This is a genomic window from Pseudoduganella dura (assembly GCF_009727155.1).
Lineage (GTDB): Bacteria > Pseudomonadota > Gammaproteobacteria > Burkholderiales > Burkholderiaceae_D > Rugamonas > Rugamonas dura.
This window is the reverse complement of record NZ_WNWM01000002.1, coordinates 4,745,538-4,760,532: the sequence shown is the minus strand read 5'-3', so window position 1 is coordinate 4,760,532 and position 14,995 is coordinate 4,745,538. Positions and strand designations below refer to the sequence as shown.

Here is a 14,995-nt window from a genome sequence, read left to right as displayed (position 1 = left end):
CAGAAAAAAAAGGGCTCCGCGAGGAGCCCGAGATTCACGCTTCGGTCGTGGCCGCGTTCAGGTTCAGCTGGGTGCGCGCGGCATCCTCGACTTTCGCCTTGGGATTGTGGCGCGCATGCTCGATGCGGTCCAGGTAATCCGCCGACACATCGCCGGTGATGTACTTGCCGTCGAAGCAGGATGCCTCGAAGCTCGTCAGTGCCGGATTGACGTCGGAAATTGCCCGCTTCAGGTCGTCCAGGTCCTGGTACACCAGCGCATCGGCCGTGATTTCCTTGCACACTTCGTCGACGGTGCGGCCGTGGGCGATCAGTTCGTCGCGGGTCGGCATGTCGATGCCGTACACGTTCGGGTACAGCACCGGCGGCGCGGCGGAAGCGAAGATCACCTTCTTCGCGCCCGAATCGCGCGCCATCTGCACGATCTCGCGGCTGGTGGTGCCGCGCACGATCGAATCGTCGACCAGCAGCACGTTCTTGCCCTTGAACTCGTCGCCGATCGCGTTCAGCTTCTGGCGCACCGATTTCTTGCGCAGCGCCTGGCCCGGCATGATGAAGGTGCGGCCGATGTAGCGGTTCTTGATGAAGCCTTCGCGGTACTCCTTGCCAAGGCGCAACGCCAGCTGGATTGCCGCCGGACGCGACGAATCGGGGATCGGCATCACGACATCGATGTCGTCCGCCAGGCCTTCGCGCTTGATCTTGTCGGCCAGGTATTCGCCCATCTTCAGGCGGGTGCTGTAGACGGACGCGCCGTCGATCACGGAATCGGGCCGCGCCAGGTACACGTATTCGAACACGCACGGGTTCAGCGACGGGTTGTCGGCGCAGATGCGGCTGTGCAGCTTGTGGTCGGCATCGATGAACACGGCCTCGCCCGGCAACACATCGCGCACGAAGCGGAATCCGGCGCCTTCCAGCGCCACCGATTCGGACGCCAGCATGTACTCGGTACCGCTTTCAGTCTCGACGATGCCGAGGCACAGCGGGCGGATGCCGTGTGGATCGCGGAAGCCCAGCAGGCCCACGTTGGCGATCTGCGCCACGGCCGCATAGCCCCCCTTCACCCGGCGGATCAGCACCGTCACGGCATCGAACAGCGTGCCGGGATCGAGCGAATAGCCGGTGGTCGCCTTCTGGATTTCATGCGCCAGCACGTTCAGCAGGATTTCCGAGTCGGAATCGGTGTTGATGTGGCGGCGATCGTTCTTGAACATATCGCTCTTGAGCTGGTCCCAGTTCGTGAGATTGCCGTTGTGCGCCAGCGTGATGCCGAACGGCGCGTTGACGTAAAACGGTTGCGCTTCCTCTTCCGACGACGAACCCGCCGTTGGATAACGGCAGTGGCCGATACCCGAATTGCCCATCAGCGAACGCATGTTCCGGGTGCGGAATACGTCACGCACGAGGCCGTTGGCCTTGTGCATCGAAAACATGCTGCTGTGATTGGTTGCAATACCGGCCGCGTCCTGGCCGCGGTGTTGCAACAACAGCAGCGCGTCATACAGCAGCTGGTTGACAGGTTGATGGGAAACGACGCCGACGATGCCACACATAAGCTGTGCTCCTAAACAGGGTGCTACTTGATGTAAGAAAATCTAAAATTGCACGTGCTGCGCAACGGCAGCTGGCAGGAAGGGTTTCACGGTCCGCACACCGGTTTCCGCGATGGGGAGAACAGCGCTTCGCGCCAGAAGTCCTGCTGGGGAATCGACGTCATGCCGCACAATATGACGCCCGCCAGCACGATTACAAGGCCACGCCCCAGGCCGAACAGGCCGCCCAGGCCGCGGTCCGCCAGTGTCATGCCGCCAGCCTCGACCAATGCCGACACGGCCATCGACAGCAAACCCATCAGGATGCGCACGCCGATGAACAGCGCCACGAACGCCACGATCAGGCGCACCACCTCGCCGGGGATCGCGGCCGGCAGCATGGCCGCCAGTTCGGCGCCGTACGCATTGGCGACCACGAACCCCACGATCCAGCCCAGCAGCGACAGCATTTCCCTCACCAGGCCGCGCAGCATGCTGACGATCACGGAAGTGGCCAGCACGAACAGCACCAGGTAATCGAAGATGGTCAACGCCGGCATGGCCACGCAATAAGGTACGCAAGAGGGTTATGCAAATGAGTTAGCCGGACGAGTTACGCATATGAGTCGCGCAAACGGGGTCTTCGCAGCTGCCGGCACGCTCAAGCCGGGCTCAGGCTACCGGACAGGCCGATCTTCTGCAGCCTGGCCTTGGCCTTTTCCGCCTCCTCGCGGCTGCCGAACGGCCCCACCTTCACGCGCGTCAGTTCGCCGGAAGGCGACTTTTGCGTGAACGACTTGATACCCGCCTCGCGCAGCCTGCCCTGCAGTTCCTCGACCTTGTCCTTCGCGGCCAGCGCGGCCACCTGGATCACGAAGCGGCCGGAATCGGCCGGCGTGGCCTTGCCTTCAAGCAGAGCCAGCGCGCGCGCGGCATCGTCGGTCTTCGGCGTCGGCTTGGCTTCATGCTTCGGCTCGGGCTTGACTTCCGGCTTCTTCGGTTCCGGCTTCGCCTCGGCAACTTTCTTCGGCTCCGGCTTCGGCTCGCTCTTGTGCTCGGCCACTTTCGGTTCCGGCTTGTGCTCGGCTACTTTCGGTTCCGGCTTGTGCGCGGCCAGCTTCGGCGGCTCGGCCTTCACCGGTTCGGGCTTCGATTCGGGCTTGCGCAACGGCCGCGGCGGCGCGGCGACCACCGGCGTATTGTCTTCCGGCTCGACGATTTCCTCGCTCTGGTCCAGCGCTTCGGCCTGCGCCGTCTTGCTGTCGACCGCGGCGGCCACCGCCTTGTCGTTGGCCGCGGTGCCGGCATCCGGGCCATCGCCGGCGGGCTTGCCGCTGTCGGGCTTGTCGCGGGGCGGAATCTGGATCGCGATGTCGTTCGCCAGCGGTTTCGGCTCCGAGTCGAGCACCATCGGCAGACCGATCGCCACGGCGAGCGCCAGCGCGATGGCGCCGACCAGGCGGCGGCGCGCGCGCTTCTTCTCGGGCAGCACGGGGTCGGGAGCTTCCTTGCGGCCGCGCCCGCGGGTGGGAGTGGCGCCGGCATCGGCGGACGAGGCGCGCTTGGAGCGTGCCCGCTCCGTGATCGCGCGGTCGTCCGCGGCGCGGTAATAGCCGCTGTCTTCTGGGGACTGCTGCTTGTTTTTGCCGAATTTCGAGAACAAGCCCATGCGTGATATCAGTGAAGAGAGGATTTTCGGGCGGCCATGACGCCAGCCACCGTCAGGAACGAGCCAAAGACCACAATTCTATCATTCTCGCCCGCCCGGCTGATTGCATTTGCAAAAGCTTGTGCCGGCGAATCGAACACATTGACGGTTTTTTCGTGCAGGTCGGGCACGCTGGCCTGCACTTTCGCGGCCAGTTCGGAAGCGGTGGCGGCGCGCGGCGACGGCAGCGTGGCCACGCACCAGTGATCGATCGACCCGCCGATGGCCTTGATGACGCCGTCGATATCCTTGTCGTGCATCGAGCCGAACACGGCGAACGTGTACGGGTGATAGCCCATGTTGCCCAGGTTCTGGTTCAGCGCGGATGCCGCGTGCGGATTGTGCGCCACGTCGAGGATCACGCTGGGGCGGCCCGGCAGCACCTGGAAGCGCCCCGGCAGCTCGACCGTCACCAGGCCATGCCGCACTTCCTGCGCGCCGACCGGCAGTTCGCTCTTCAGCACCTCGAGCGCGGCCAGCGCGGCCGAGGCATTGAGCAGCTGGTTCGCGCCGCGCAGGCTCGGATAGGCCAGCGCGTTGCGGCGCTGCGCACGGCCGCCATAGTTCCACTGCTGCTTGTCGCCCGAATAATTGAAGTCGCGGCCCATCAGCCACAGGTCGGCGCCGATCGCGGCGGCGTGGTCGACCAGCGCCTGCGGCGGCACCGGGTCGCTGCAGATCGCCGCCTTGCCCGGCCGGAAGATGCCGGCCTTTTCAAAGCCGATCTGTTCGCGCGTGCCGCCCAGGTAATCGACATGGTCGATGTCCACGCTGGTCACGATCGACACGTCGGCATCGACGATGTTGACGGCGTCGAGCCGGCCGCCCAGGCCCACTTCGAGGATCGCCACGTCGAGCGACGACTTGCTCATCAGGTGCATGATCGCCAGCGTGGTGAACTCGAAATAGGTCAGCGGCGTGTCGCCGCGCACGGCCTCGACGGCATCGAAGGCCTCGACCAGCATCGCATCGGAAGCCAGGTCACCGTTGACGCGTGCGCGCTCGTTGAAATCGAGGAAGTGCGGCTTGATGTACAGGCCGACGCGGTAGCCCGCGCGCAGCAGGATCGATTCCAGCATCGCGCAGGTGGACCCCTTGCCGTTGGTGCCGGCCACCATGATCACCGGGCAGGCGAACTGCAGCTGCAGCCGCTCCTTGACGGCGCGCACGCGGTCGAGGCCCATGTTGATGACGGTTTCGGCGTGGCGCGATTCCAGCAGCGCGAGCCATTCGGGCAAGGTGGTCGGGTTGGACATAAATCTCGGAAGACAAAGCGGAAAGACGTGATTCTATCGCACCATGCACAACGGGGCCGGGTCCTTTCCGGACCCGGCCCCGTTCGGGCTGCTGGCAATGCCGCTTATGCCAGCACTTCGGCAGCCTGGTTTTGCAGCAGCGCCAGCAGGCGGGCGATTTCTTCGCGCATCTTGCGCCGGTCGACGATCATGTCGATCGCGCCTTTGGTGAGCAGGAATTCGGAACGCTGGAAGCCTTCCGGCAGCTTCTCGCGCACCGTGTTCTCGATCACGCGCGGGCCGGCAAAGCCGATCAGCGCCTTCGGCTCGGCCATCACCACGTCGCCCATGAAGGCGAACGAGGCGGACACGCCACCCATCGTGGGATCGGTCAGCACGCTGATGAACGGCAGCTTTTTCTCGGCCAGCTTGGTCAGCATCGACGTGGTCTTGGCCATCTGCATCAGCGACAGCAAGCCTTCCTGCATGCGCGCGCCGCCGGTGGCGGTAATGCAGATGAACGGCACCTTCTGCTCCAGCGCCACCTGGGCAGCGCGGGCGAAACGCTCGCCGACCACGGACCCCATCGAGCCACCCATGAATTCGAACTCGAAGCACGCGACCACTACCGGCAGGCTCATGATCGAACCGCCCAGACATACCATCGCATCGGTCTCGCCAGTGGCTTCCATCGCCTGCTTCAGGCGGTCGGGATATTTCTTGCTGTCCTTGAACTTCAGCGAGTCGACCGGCAGCGTTTCCTGGCCGATTTCATAGCGGCCGCCGGCGTCGAGCAGCGAGTCGAGACGCTCGCGCGCGCGGATGCGCATATGGTGGTCGCACTTCGGGCAGACATGCAGGTTCGACTCGAGGTCGGTACGATACAGGACGGCCTCGCAGGAGGGGCACTTGACCCACAGTCCTTCCGGCATCGTCTTGCGGGCGGCCGCGTCCGAGCGCTGGATACGGGGGGGAAGCAGTTTTTCCAACCAGCTCATATTTTCTCCTGTTGCTCTAACTTAGGGGCGAAGTGTAGCCGTTTCCGCCAGTCGTGTCGAACATTCAACTTTGGCAATTTTCCGCACGCCCGTGAGATTTCATGCGGCATACAACGGGGAGAATGGCCGAGTCCGTGTCACATTGGTGCCAGGCACCAATGTGACACGGACTCGGCAGTGAGCTTATTCGTCGAGCGCCTGGCGGATGCCGGCCACGAACGCCTGCACGGCGGCCGGGGCCTGCTCCGGCTCGCTGGCCTCGATTTCCTGGATGATCCGGCTGCCGATGACGACGGCATCGGCCACGCCGGCCAGCGCCTTCGCGGTGGCGGCATCGCGGATGCCGAAGCCCACGCCGATCGGCAGGCTGACGTGCTTGCGGATCTCGGCGATCCGCTCGGCCACCTGGGCGGTGTCGATGTTGCCGGCGCCCGTCACGCCTTTCAGCGACACGTAGTACGAGAAACCGCTGCCCACCTTGGCGACCTGGGCGATGCGCGCCGCGGTCGACGTGGGCGCCAGCAGGAAGATCAGGTCAAGCCCGGCCGCACGCATCTTCGCGGCGAACTCCTCGCATTCCTCGGGCGGATAATCGACGACGATCGCGCCGTCCGCGCCCGCCTCGCGCGATTGCTCGACAAAGGCATCGACGCCGATGCGCTCGATCGGGTTGGCGTAGCCCATCAGCACCACCGGCGTGTGCTGGTTGGTCTTGCGGAATTCGCGCACGTACTCGAACACGTGGCGGATGCCCACGCCATGCACCAGCGCGCGCTCGCAGGCACGCTGGATGACGGGGCCTTCGGCCATCGGGTCGGAAAACGGCACGCCGATTTCCAGCACATCGGCGCCGCCCGCCACCAGGGCGTGCAGCAGCGGCACCGTGCTGGCCGGCGACGGATCGCCGGCGGTGATGAAGGTCACGAGACCGGTTTTGTCTTGCGCTTTCAGCGCGGTGAAGGTCTGGGCGATACGGGACATGGATTCTCTTTCATCTGGATAACCCCCGGAGACAGGAGCCGAGGTCGAACCCGACGGACCTGCCCCAGGGTATGCACTGGGGAGGAAGCAGGCGCCAACGGGCGCCTTGGCGGCAACTGCCTAGCCGAATTTCAGTCCCATCCGCTCGGCCACGGTGTGCATGTCCTTGTCGCCGCGGCCGGACAGGTTGGCCAGCACGATCTTGTCCTTGGGCAGCGTGGCGGCCAGCTTGGCCGCATAGGCCAGCGCATGCGACGATTCCAGCGCGGGGATGATGCCCTCGATGTGGCAGCAGTCGTGGAACGCGCTCAAAGCTTCCTCGTCGGTGATCGACACATATTGCGCGCGACCCGAATCCTTCAGCCAGGCGTGTTCCGGACCCACGCCCGGGTAGTCGAGGCCGGCGGAAACCGAATGCGTTTCGATGATCTGGCCGTCTTCGCTCTGCAGCAGGTAGGTACGGTTGCCGTGCAGCACACCCGGATACCCCTTCGTCAGCGAGGCCGCGTGCTTGCTGGTGTCGAGGCCCTCGCCCGCCGCTTCCACACCGATCAGCTGCGTTTCCTTCTGGTCGATGTACGGGTAGAAAATACCCATCGCGTTCGAACCGCCGCCGATGCAGGCCAGCACGTAGTCGGGCTGGCGGCCGGTCATTTCGGGCATCTGCACCAGGCATTCCTCGCCGATCACGGACTGGAAGTCGCGCACCAGCATCGGGTACGGGTGCGGGCCGGCCACGGTGCCGATGATGTAGAACGTGTTTTCGATGTTGGTGACCCAGTCGCGCATCGCTTCGTTCAGCGCATCCTTCAGGGTCTTCGAACCGGATTCGACAGGCACGACGGTGGCGCCCAGCAGCTTCATCCGGTAGACGTTCTGCGCCTGGCGCTTGACGTCCTCGGAACCCATGTAGACCACGCATTCGAGGCCGAAGCGGGCGCAGATCGTGGCGGTGGCCACGCCGTGCTGGCCGGCGCCGGTTTCGGCGATGATGCGCGGCTTGCCCATGCGTTTCGCCAGCAGCGCCTGGCCGATGACGTTGTTGATCTTGTGCGCGCCGGTATGGTTCAGGTCTTCGCGCTTGAAGTAGATCTGCGCGCCGCCGGCGATCTCGGACCAGCGCTTGGCGTGATAGATCGGCGACGGGCGGCCGACGAAGTGCTTCAGTTCGTAGCGGAACTCTTCGAGAAACTCGGGATCCTGGCTGTAGCGTGCGTAGGCTTCGTTCAGCTCGGCCAGCGCGTAGGTCAGCGTTTCGGCGACGAACGAGCCGCCATACGGGCCGAAGTGGCCGGTGGCGTCGGGCAGCTGGTAATCGGTGGCATGGAACAGCGGCGATGCAAGGGACGACGTGTAATCGGAGGCGAAAGTCATGATGGCGTTCTCTGGAAGCTGGAACGCCGTTGCTGCACAAAAATTATTGTACGAAGCTCAGCCGGCGTTCCGGGGGGTGGCATCGCCGGCCTGGACCGCGGCAATGAATTGCGCGATCAGGCCGGCATCCTTGATGCCCTTCGCGGCTTCGACGCCACTGCTGACGTCAACCGCGAACGGGCGAACCTGCGCCACCGCGCCAGTCGCATTTTGCACGCTCAAGCCACCACTCAAAACGGCCCGATGCGCGAGTTCTTCTGGAATGAGAGACCAATCGAAAACCTTTCCTGCGCCGCCATAGGCATCGACAAACGTATCGAGCAGCACTCCGGTGAACAGGGACGAGGAGGCGCGGCTTTGTGCTTCGTATTCTAGCAGCTCGGTGCCGGTCGTGGATGGTTTTACCCGGAAGACGCGGAGGAACGGCCGGTTCGCCGCGGCGGCGGCCCGCGCGCAATCGTCCGCCGTTTCGTCGCCATGGAACTGCAGCAGGCCGACCGGCGCCACGCGGACGATTTCCGCCACCTCTTGCGCTGAAGCATTGACGAACAGGCCGACCGCGGTGACGAACGGCGGCAGGATCGCGATCAGTTCGGCCGCGCGCTGCGGCGTCACGTAGCGCGGGCTCTTCGGGTAGAACACGAAGCCGATCGCGTCGGCCCCGGCGGCCACGGCGGCGGCCACGTCTTCTTCGCGGGTCAGGCCGCAGATCTTGATGCGGGTACGGTGCATGCTCATTTTCTCGATCAATCGTCAAAAAGCCGGCAGGATGCGCGGGGTTTCCTGCGGCAGGCCCCACCTGCCGTCGTATTCGATCTGCGCCAGGTACAGCCCGTCGGGCATGAACGTGGGCGCGGCCAGCGTGCGGTTGCCGCTCGCCAGCAGTTCGCCCAGCCAGTCCGTGTTTTCGCGGCCCTGGCCCACGTAGACCAGCGCGCCGACCAGGTTGCGCACCATGTGGTGCAGGAAGGCGCTGGCGCGCAGCGTGAAGAGGATCATGTCGCCGTGCCGCTCGATGTCGAGTTCGTACATTTCCTTGACCGGCGTTTTCGCCTGGCAGCCGGCGGCACGGAATGCCGAGAAATCGTGCCGGCCCAGCAGCGGGCGCACGGCGGTCCGCATCCGTTCCACATCCAGCGGGCGGTGCGAGAAGCCGGCGCGGCCGGCCAGCAACGGCGCGCGCACCGCGTTGTTGTACAGCAGGTAGTGATAGGTACGGGAGCGCGCCGAGAAACGGGCATGGAAGTCCTGGTCGGACTGGAATTCGGCATCGCCATAGGGAATGACCTCATGCAGCTCCTTGGCCCAGCGCACGCCGATCGACTCGGGCAGGAAGGCGTTGATGCCGCGCACCCAGGCATGCGTCTCGCGCTGCAGGTCGGTATCGAAATGCACGACCTGCCCCAGCGCATGCACACCGGCATCGGTGCGGCCGGCACAGGTGGTGCCGATATGGACACGGGCAAAGCGCTCGATCGCCGCCTCCAGCTTGTCCTGCACGGTCTGGCCGTGCGGCTGGACCTGGTACCCCTGCCAGCCGGCGCCGTCATACTGGACGCCCAATGCGATGCGTTTCAATGCCTGCCCAATCCTGAAGAAAGAGCCGGAATTATACAAGCATGGGCTGTGCCGGCATGGGGCCGGAATGCATCAGCCCAGCTGCGCCAGCATCTGGTTGGCGCGTGCCACCTGGTCGTCGCTGCCGCCGCGCAGCACTTCGTCCAGCAATTCGCGCGCGCCTTCCTTGTCGCCGATTTCCTGGTAGGCGACCGCCAGGTCCAGCTTGGTGTCCATCTCCATTTGCAGCGGTGTCAGCGGCGCGGCTGCGGCGGCCGGCGGCGTGGCTGCCTCGGGCTGGGGCGTGGCCGTCTCGTCCAGGTCGAGGTCGATGCCCGACAGGTCGAATTCCGGCGGCGGCGGTGCCGCGCCGGGGGTCTCCGGCAGGTCCGGCACGGCAAAGTCCGATTCATCGGTGGCAGGCGCGGCGCTGCCGGCTGGCTGCGCGGCGTCCGCCCGGGCGCCGGATGGCGGCGCCACGTCGAAGTCCATCAGGTCCAGTTCGGCCAGCGGATCGGCGCCGGGCGCCGCGGCGGCAGGCGCCGCCCTGCCGTCATCGGGCAGGTCCAGGTCGAAATCCATGGCTGGCTCGGACGGGGACGGGGCCAACTGCGCCTCGTCCTCGGGCGGCACATCGAATGCCAGGTCGAATGGATCGGCCGTGGCGTCCGCGGCAGCCGGAGCCGCCTTCTCCGCCGCCGGCGGCGACGGCTCGAAATTCAGGCCGCCCAGGTCGAAGTCGAGGAAGTGTTCGGCGTCGCCGGCGTCCGCCACTTTCGGCTGTGCGGACGCGGTTGCCGGCGCAGTTGCGGGGGCGTCGGCCGGGAGCGCGGTGGCGTCGCTGAAATCGAAGTCCGCCAGCGGGTCGGCCGGTGCCGGCGCGGGTGCGGGCGTCTCGGCGAAATCGAAGTCGAGCGCATGGACGGCGGCTTCGGGTGCCGGTTCCTGGCTCAGGTCCAGGTCGAGGCCTTCATGTGCCTCGGGCGCGATGGCGCGGCTGCGCGCGGCGTCGTCCAGCACGGCGGCAAAGCCCGGGGAAGACGTGGCGGGCTGCGCGGCGTCGGCGGCGAACGCGGCGTCGGCCGCCAGCGCAGCGGCACCGGCAGCCACCGCCGTGCCGGCCAGCGGCCCGGCGCCATCCTGCGCCGCGTACAGGCCATTGCCCGCATCGATCGAACGGCCCAGCGCGGCGGCTTGCGCCCACTCGTCGCCCTGCCCCTTCGTCAGCGCATGCAGTTCCCTGGCCTGCGCCTCGAACGCGCGAAGATCCTTGCGGTTCGCGTAGATTTCCATCAGCTTCAGGCGCGCCGCGTGGCGTTCCGGATGGGTGCGCAGCGCTTCCTTGAGGATTTCCTCGGCCTGCGCATCGCGGCCGTAGGCGATATAGACGTCCGCCTCGGCCACCGGATCGACTTCGTTCATGTCGAGCTGGCTGGCGGACGGTGCGAAGTTCGAATTGAACACGCTGTTGCTGGTATCGACGCTCTGGCCGCCCGCCTCGGCATACAGCGGCTGCGCCTGGGTACCGGGTTCGACCGGCGCGACGACCGGTGCGCGCTGCGCCACGGCGGTGCCGCCCGACTTGCGGCGCCGCGCCAGGATCAGTGCCGTGCCGGCCAGGATAGCGGCCAGCGCGATGCCGAACGCCTGGATATTGTCCTTCACGGCATCCATGATGCCCGGTTCCATGTCCGCGGGGGCAGGAACGGGCGCCGGAGCGGGCGGCGTTGCCGCCGGCCTGGCCGGGGCCGCCGCCGGCGCCACCGGCTGCGGCGCGGCCGCGACGGGTTTGCCCTGGTTGTCCAGTTCCTGCACGCCGCTGGCTTTCTGCGCCTCGGCGCCGGCCTGGCTCTTCACCGCCACCAGGTTCTCGAGATCGCTGACGTTCTTTTCGAGTTCCTTGACGCGCGCGGCGGCGTCGGCCACCTGCTGGTCCTTGGCGATCTTGTCCTCGGTCGCACTGCCCTGCCCGGCCTTGCCGGCAGCTTCGCCGGCCTTCGACAGCTTCAGCTGGTCCCGGGCTTCGTTGACGGCATTCGGCCGTTCCTCGACCTTGGTGGTGATCTTGCCGCCCGCGCTTTGCTGCGGCTCGGACGCCTGGGCCGGCGTTGCCGCCTCGACCTGGCCGGCCAGCCGGTTACGGTAGGCGTTGAAGTCCGCCGCGTGCGCCACGACGATGCGGCGCGCCTCGGTTTGCCCGGTGGCCCGCACGGCGTCGGCATCCGGTACCGACAGGATCTTGCCCGACTTCAGGCGGTTCATGTTGTTGCCACTGAACGCCTCGGGGTTGGCGCGGTACAGCGCCACCAGCATCATGTCGAGCGACACGTCGACCGGCTTGACCTCCTTCGCGATGCCGGACAGCGTATCGCCCCGTTTCACGCGGACATCGTCGCTTTCCACGCGCCCGGCAGGCCGCCCGTTTGCCGGCGCGGGCGGCGATGCAGGCGGCGCAGCGGCCGGCGGTGCGGATGGCGCGGCAGCTTGCGGCGCGCCGGCCTGCGCGACGGCGCGGTTCACTTCCACCGGCGCGGCCACTTGCGGCGACTGCGCATTGCGCATCTCGGCAGGGTCCAGCAGGAACGTGTATTCGCGCACCAGGCGCCCGTTGGCCCACGACAGCTCGAGCAGCATGTCGACGAACGGCTCGTTGACCGGCTGCGCCGACGTCACGCGGATGAAGCGGCGCCCTTCGCGCTGCTCGATGTCGAAGCGCAGGTTCAGCAGCGCCGGGTTGAACTCGATATTGGCGGTCCGGAAGGCTTCGGGCGGCGCCAGCTTCACCGCCAGGCCGGCCGCCTCGGCCGGCGTCACGGCCGTCAGTTCGATCTCGGCGCGCAGCGGCTGCCCCAGGGCGGAAAGCACGGTGAGCTTGCCGAGCCCTGCCGCATGGGCCGTCGGGAGAGCGGCCGCGCCGATGATGGCGCTGGCCAATGCGGACAACGCGAATGAAGCGACCCTGGAGCGTTTTTGTACGGGCATATTTTCTAGTGTTTGATTAACAAAATCGTAGCAAAATCGTAGCAATATCGTAGCGATGGCGACGTGGCAGCGGGCGGCACGAAGGCACTCCCGGACGTCTCAACATAACATCATGCCCCGGAGCATGCAAGCGACGCCCCTCTATGGGACGCTGCTTCGTCAATGTGTAAAATTTCGCGCCACATGGGATTTCCGGCCACCGCCGGCACCGCTGGCGGATTGCCAGTTGTATCCACAATGCAACGAATTATCCCATGCCCATCGCGCGGGCGTAAAAAAACCGGCCTCGCTGGAGGCCGGTTTTCCTGTTTCACGATCCGGGGAAGGCAACCCGCGTCGCGCAATGCCGCGTGATCACTTGTCCAGCACGATGCGCAGCATGCGGCGCAGCGGCTCGGCGGCGCCCCACAGCAGCTGGTCGCCGACGGTGAACGCGGAAATGTATTCCGGGCCCATCGACAGCTTGCGCACGCGGCCGACCGGGATCGTCAGGCTGCCGGTGACGGCCGCCGGAGTCAGGTCGCGCACCGATGCTTCGCGCGTGTTCGGCACGAACTTCACCCACTGGTTGTCGTTGGCGATGATGTCGTTGATCTCGTCCAGCGGCACGTCCTTGTTCAGCTTGATCGTCAGTGCCTGCGAGTGGCAGCGCATGGCGCCGATGCGCACGCACAGGCCGTCCACCGGAATTTCCTTCGAGCCGAACGCTTCGCCCAGGCCGAGGATCTTGTTGGTCTCGGCGCCGGCCTTCCACTCTTCCTTCGACTGGCCGTTGTTCAGGTCCTTGTCGATCCACGGGATCAGGTTGCCGGCCAGCGGCACGCCGAACTGCTTCGTATCCTCGGCCGACAGGCCATGCTGGGTTGCCAGCACCTGGCGGTCGATTTCCAGGATCGCGGCGGCCGGATTGTCCAGCAGCGGTTTCACCGACGCGTTGATGGTGCCGAACTGGGTCAGCAGTTCGCGCATGTGCTGCGCGCCGCCGCCCGATGCGGCCTGGTACGTCATCGACGTCATCCAGTCCACCAGGTTGGCCTTGAACAGGCCGCCCAGGCCCATCAGCATGCACGACACGGTGCAGTTGCCGCCGATGAAGTTCTTCACGCCCTTCGTCATCGCATCCTTGATGACGTTCAGGTTGACCGGGTCCAGCACGATGACCGCATCCTTGTCCATGCGCAGCGTGGAGGCCGCGTCGATCCAGTAGCCGTTCCAGCCGGCCGCGCGCAGTTTCGGGAACACGTCGCTCGTGTAGTCGCCGCCCTGGCACGAGATGATGATCTCGCAGCGCTTCAGTTCGTCGATATCGGTGGCGTCCTTCAGCGTGGTTTCATTCTTCGCGAAGCTCGGCGCCGCGCCGCCCGTGTTGGACGTCGAGAAGAACACCGGTTCGATGTGATTGAAATCGCCCTCTTCCTGCATGCGCTGCATCAGGACCGAGCCCACCATGCCGCGCCAGCCTACCAGACCTACTAATTTCATTTTATTACCCTCGGATGTTTTGGATGTCTTGTCCGGACGCGCCAGCGGCGCGTCCGGTGTACATGATGTTCAGGAAGCCAGCGCTTTCACGACCGCGTCGCCCATCTGCTCGGTGCCCACCTTCGTCGTGCCGGCCTCGTGGATGTCCGGCGTGCGCAGGCCCTGCGCCAGCACGGCCTTGACGGCGTTCTCGATGCGCTCGGCCTGTTCGGCACGGCCCAGCGAATAGCGCAGCATCATCGCGGCGGACAGGATCGTGGCCAGCGGATTGGCCACGCCCTTGCCGGCGATATCGGGCGCCGAGCCGTGCGACGGTTCGTACAGGCCCTTGTTGTTCGCGTCCAGCGAGGCCGAAGGCAGCATGCCGATGGAGCCGGTCAGCATCGCCGCCGCGTCGGACAGGATATCGCCGAACATGTTGCCTGTGACGATCACGTCGAACTTCTTCGGCGCGCGCACCAGCTGCATCGCGGCGTTGTCCACGTACATGTGGTCCAGCGCCACGTCCGGGTATTCCTTGTGCACGTCGGTGACGATGTCCTTCCAGAACTGGAAGGTTTCCAGCACATTGGCCTTGTCCACGCTGGTCAGGCGCTTGCCGCGCTTTTGCGCGGCCTGGAACGCCACGTGGGCGATGCGGCGGATTTCGCCTTCGGCATAGCGCATCGTGTCGAAGCCTTCGCGCTGGCCCTTGAACGGGCCGTCCGGGCATTCGCGCACGCCGCGCGGCTGGCCGAAATAGATGTCGCCAGTCAATTCGCGGATGATCAGGATGTCGAGGCCCGACACCACTTCGGGCTTGAGCGTGGAGGCGCCGGCCAGTTCCGGGTACAGGATCGCCGGGCGCAGGTTGGCGAACAGGCCCAGGTTCTTGCGCAGGCCGAGGATCGCCTGTTCCGGGCGCAGCGGGCGGTCCAGCGTGTCGTACTTCCAGTCGCCGACGGCGCCGAACAGCACGGCATCGGCCGCCTTCGCCAGCGCCAGCGTGGCTTCCGGCAGCGGGTGGCCGGCGGCTTCGTAGCCGGCGCCGCCGACCGGGGCGGTTTCCAGTTCGAATTTTTCGTCGAGTGCGTTCAGCACCTTGACAGCCTGGGCGACGATCTCCGGGCCGATGCCGTCGCCCGGCAGGATTGCGATTTTCATG

At 65.9% G+C, this 14,995-nt stretch carries 11 protein-coding genes and 1 pseudogene; all 12 read right to left on the bottom strand.

The window, feature by feature from the left end:
* Positions 1-34: 34 nt before the first annotated feature.
* Complete coding sequence (purF, locus tag GJV26_RS20795) at positions 35-1,555, bottom strand: amidophosphoribosyltransferase (RefSeq protein ID WP_155710642.1); 1,521 nt, start codon at positions 1,553-1,555, stop codon at positions 35-37.
* A gap of 42 nt (positions 1,556-1,597) precedes the next feature.
* Positions 1,598-2,085 (bottom strand): annotated as a pseudogene (locus GJV26_RS20790) (CvpA family protein).
* 110 nt (positions 2,086-2,195) lie between these two features.
* The gene (locus tag GJV26_RS20785) at positions 2,196-3,203 is read right to left on the bottom strand and encodes an SPOR domain-containing protein (RefSeq protein WP_155710641.1); all 1,008 of its coding nucleotides are present in this window, start codon (positions 3,201-3,203) and stop codon (positions 2,196-2,198) included.
* Between the two features lie 8 nt (positions 3,204-3,211).
* The gene (folC, locus tag GJV26_RS20780) at positions 3,212-4,498 is read right to left on the bottom strand and encodes a bifunctional tetrahydrofolate synthase/dihydrofolate synthase (RefSeq protein WP_155710640.1); all 1,287 of its coding nucleotides are present in this window, start codon (positions 4,496-4,498) and stop codon (positions 3,212-3,214) included.
* 104 nt (positions 4,499-4,602) lie between these two features.
* Complete coding sequence (accD, locus tag GJV26_RS20775; RefSeq protein ID WP_155710639.1) at positions 4,603-5,475, bottom strand: acetyl-CoA carboxylase, carboxyltransferase subunit beta; 873 nt, start codon at positions 5,473-5,475, stop codon at positions 4,603-4,605.
* A 183-nt stretch (positions 5,476-5,658) separates the two neighbouring features.
* On the bottom strand, positions 5,659-6,456 hold the full coding sequence (trpA, locus tag GJV26_RS20770) for a tryptophan synthase subunit alpha (protein WP_155710638.1): 798 nt from the start codon (positions 6,454-6,456) through the stop codon (positions 5,659-5,661).
* Between the two features lie 120 nt (positions 6,457-6,576).
* A complete protein-coding gene (gene trpB, locus GJV26_RS20765; protein ID WP_155710637.1) occupies positions 6,577-7,830 on the bottom strand; it encodes a tryptophan synthase subunit beta in 1,254 nt (417 codons plus the stop codon).
* Positions 7,831-7,887: 57 nt separating this feature from the next.
* Positions 7,888-8,562, bottom strand: a complete 675-nt coding sequence (locus tag GJV26_RS20760; RefSeq protein WP_155710636.1) for a phosphoribosylanthranilate isomerase — start codon at positions 8,560-8,562, stop codon at positions 7,888-7,890.
* A 21-nt stretch (positions 8,563-8,583) separates the two neighbouring features.
* On the bottom strand, positions 8,584-9,408 hold the full coding sequence (truA, locus tag GJV26_RS20755) for a tRNA pseudouridine(38-40) synthase TruA (protein ID WP_155710635.1): 825 nt from the start codon (positions 9,406-9,408) through the stop codon (positions 8,584-8,586).
* A 72-nt stretch (positions 9,409-9,480) separates the two neighbouring features.
* Positions 9,481-12,369, bottom strand: a complete 2,889-nt coding sequence (locus tag GJV26_RS20750; protein WP_155710634.1) for a motility hub landmark protein FimV — start codon at positions 12,367-12,369, stop codon at positions 9,481-9,483.
* Positions 12,370-12,723: 354 nt separating this feature from the next.
* A complete protein-coding gene (gene asd / locus GJV26_RS20745) occupies positions 12,724-13,851 on the bottom strand; it encodes an aspartate-semialdehyde dehydrogenase (RefSeq protein ID WP_155710633.1) in 1,128 nt (375 codons plus the stop codon).
* Between the two features lie 69 nt (positions 13,852-13,920).
* Positions 13,921-14,994: a 3-isopropylmalate dehydrogenase gene (gene leuB, locus GJV26_RS20740; RefSeq protein WP_155710632.1), complete on the bottom strand. Its 1,074-nt coding sequence runs from the start codon at positions 14,992-14,994 to the stop codon at positions 13,921-13,923.
* Position 14,995 lies beyond the last annotated feature (1 nt).

Excerpts from the sequence above, each read along its gene's own strand:
- leuB (WP_155710632.1), bottom strand. The coding sequence starts at position 14,994 with ATGAAAATCGCAATCCTGCCGGGCGACGGCATCGGCCCGGAGATCGTC.
- trpA (WP_155710638.1), bottom strand. The coding sequence starts at position 6,456 with ATGTCCCGTATCGCCCAGACCTTCACCGCGCTGAAAGCGCAAGACAAA.
- accD (WP_155710639.1), bottom strand. The coding sequence starts at position 5,475 with ATGAGCTGGTTGGAAAAACTGCTTCCCCCCCGTATCCAGCGCTCGGAC.
- purF (WP_155710642.1), bottom strand. The coding sequence starts at position 1,555 with ATGTGTGGCATCGTCGGCGTCGTTTCCCATCAACCTGTCAACCAGCTG.
- trpB (WP_155710637.1), bottom strand. The coding sequence starts at position 7,830 with ATGACTTTCGCCTCCGATTACACGTCGTCCCTTGCATCGCCGCTGTTC.
- GJV26_RS20760 (WP_155710636.1), bottom strand. The coding sequence starts at position 8,562 with ATGCACCGTACCCGCATCAAGATCTGCGGCCTGACCCGCGAAGAAGAC.
- folC (WP_155710640.1), bottom strand. The coding sequence starts at position 4,498 with ATGTCCAACCCGACCACCTTGCCCGAATGGCTCGCGCTGCTGGAATCG.
- GJV26_RS20750 (WP_155710634.1), bottom strand. The coding sequence starts at position 12,369 with ATGCCCGTACAAAAACGCTCCAGGGTCGCTTCATTCGCGTTGTCCGCA.
- GJV26_RS20785 (WP_155710641.1), bottom strand. The coding sequence starts at position 3,203 with ATGGGCTTGTTCTCGAAATTCGGCAAAAACAAGCAGCAGTCCCCAGAA.
- asd (WP_155710633.1), bottom strand. The coding sequence starts at position 13,851 with ATGAAATTAGTAGGTCTGGTAGGCTGGCGCGGCATGGTGGGCTCGGTC.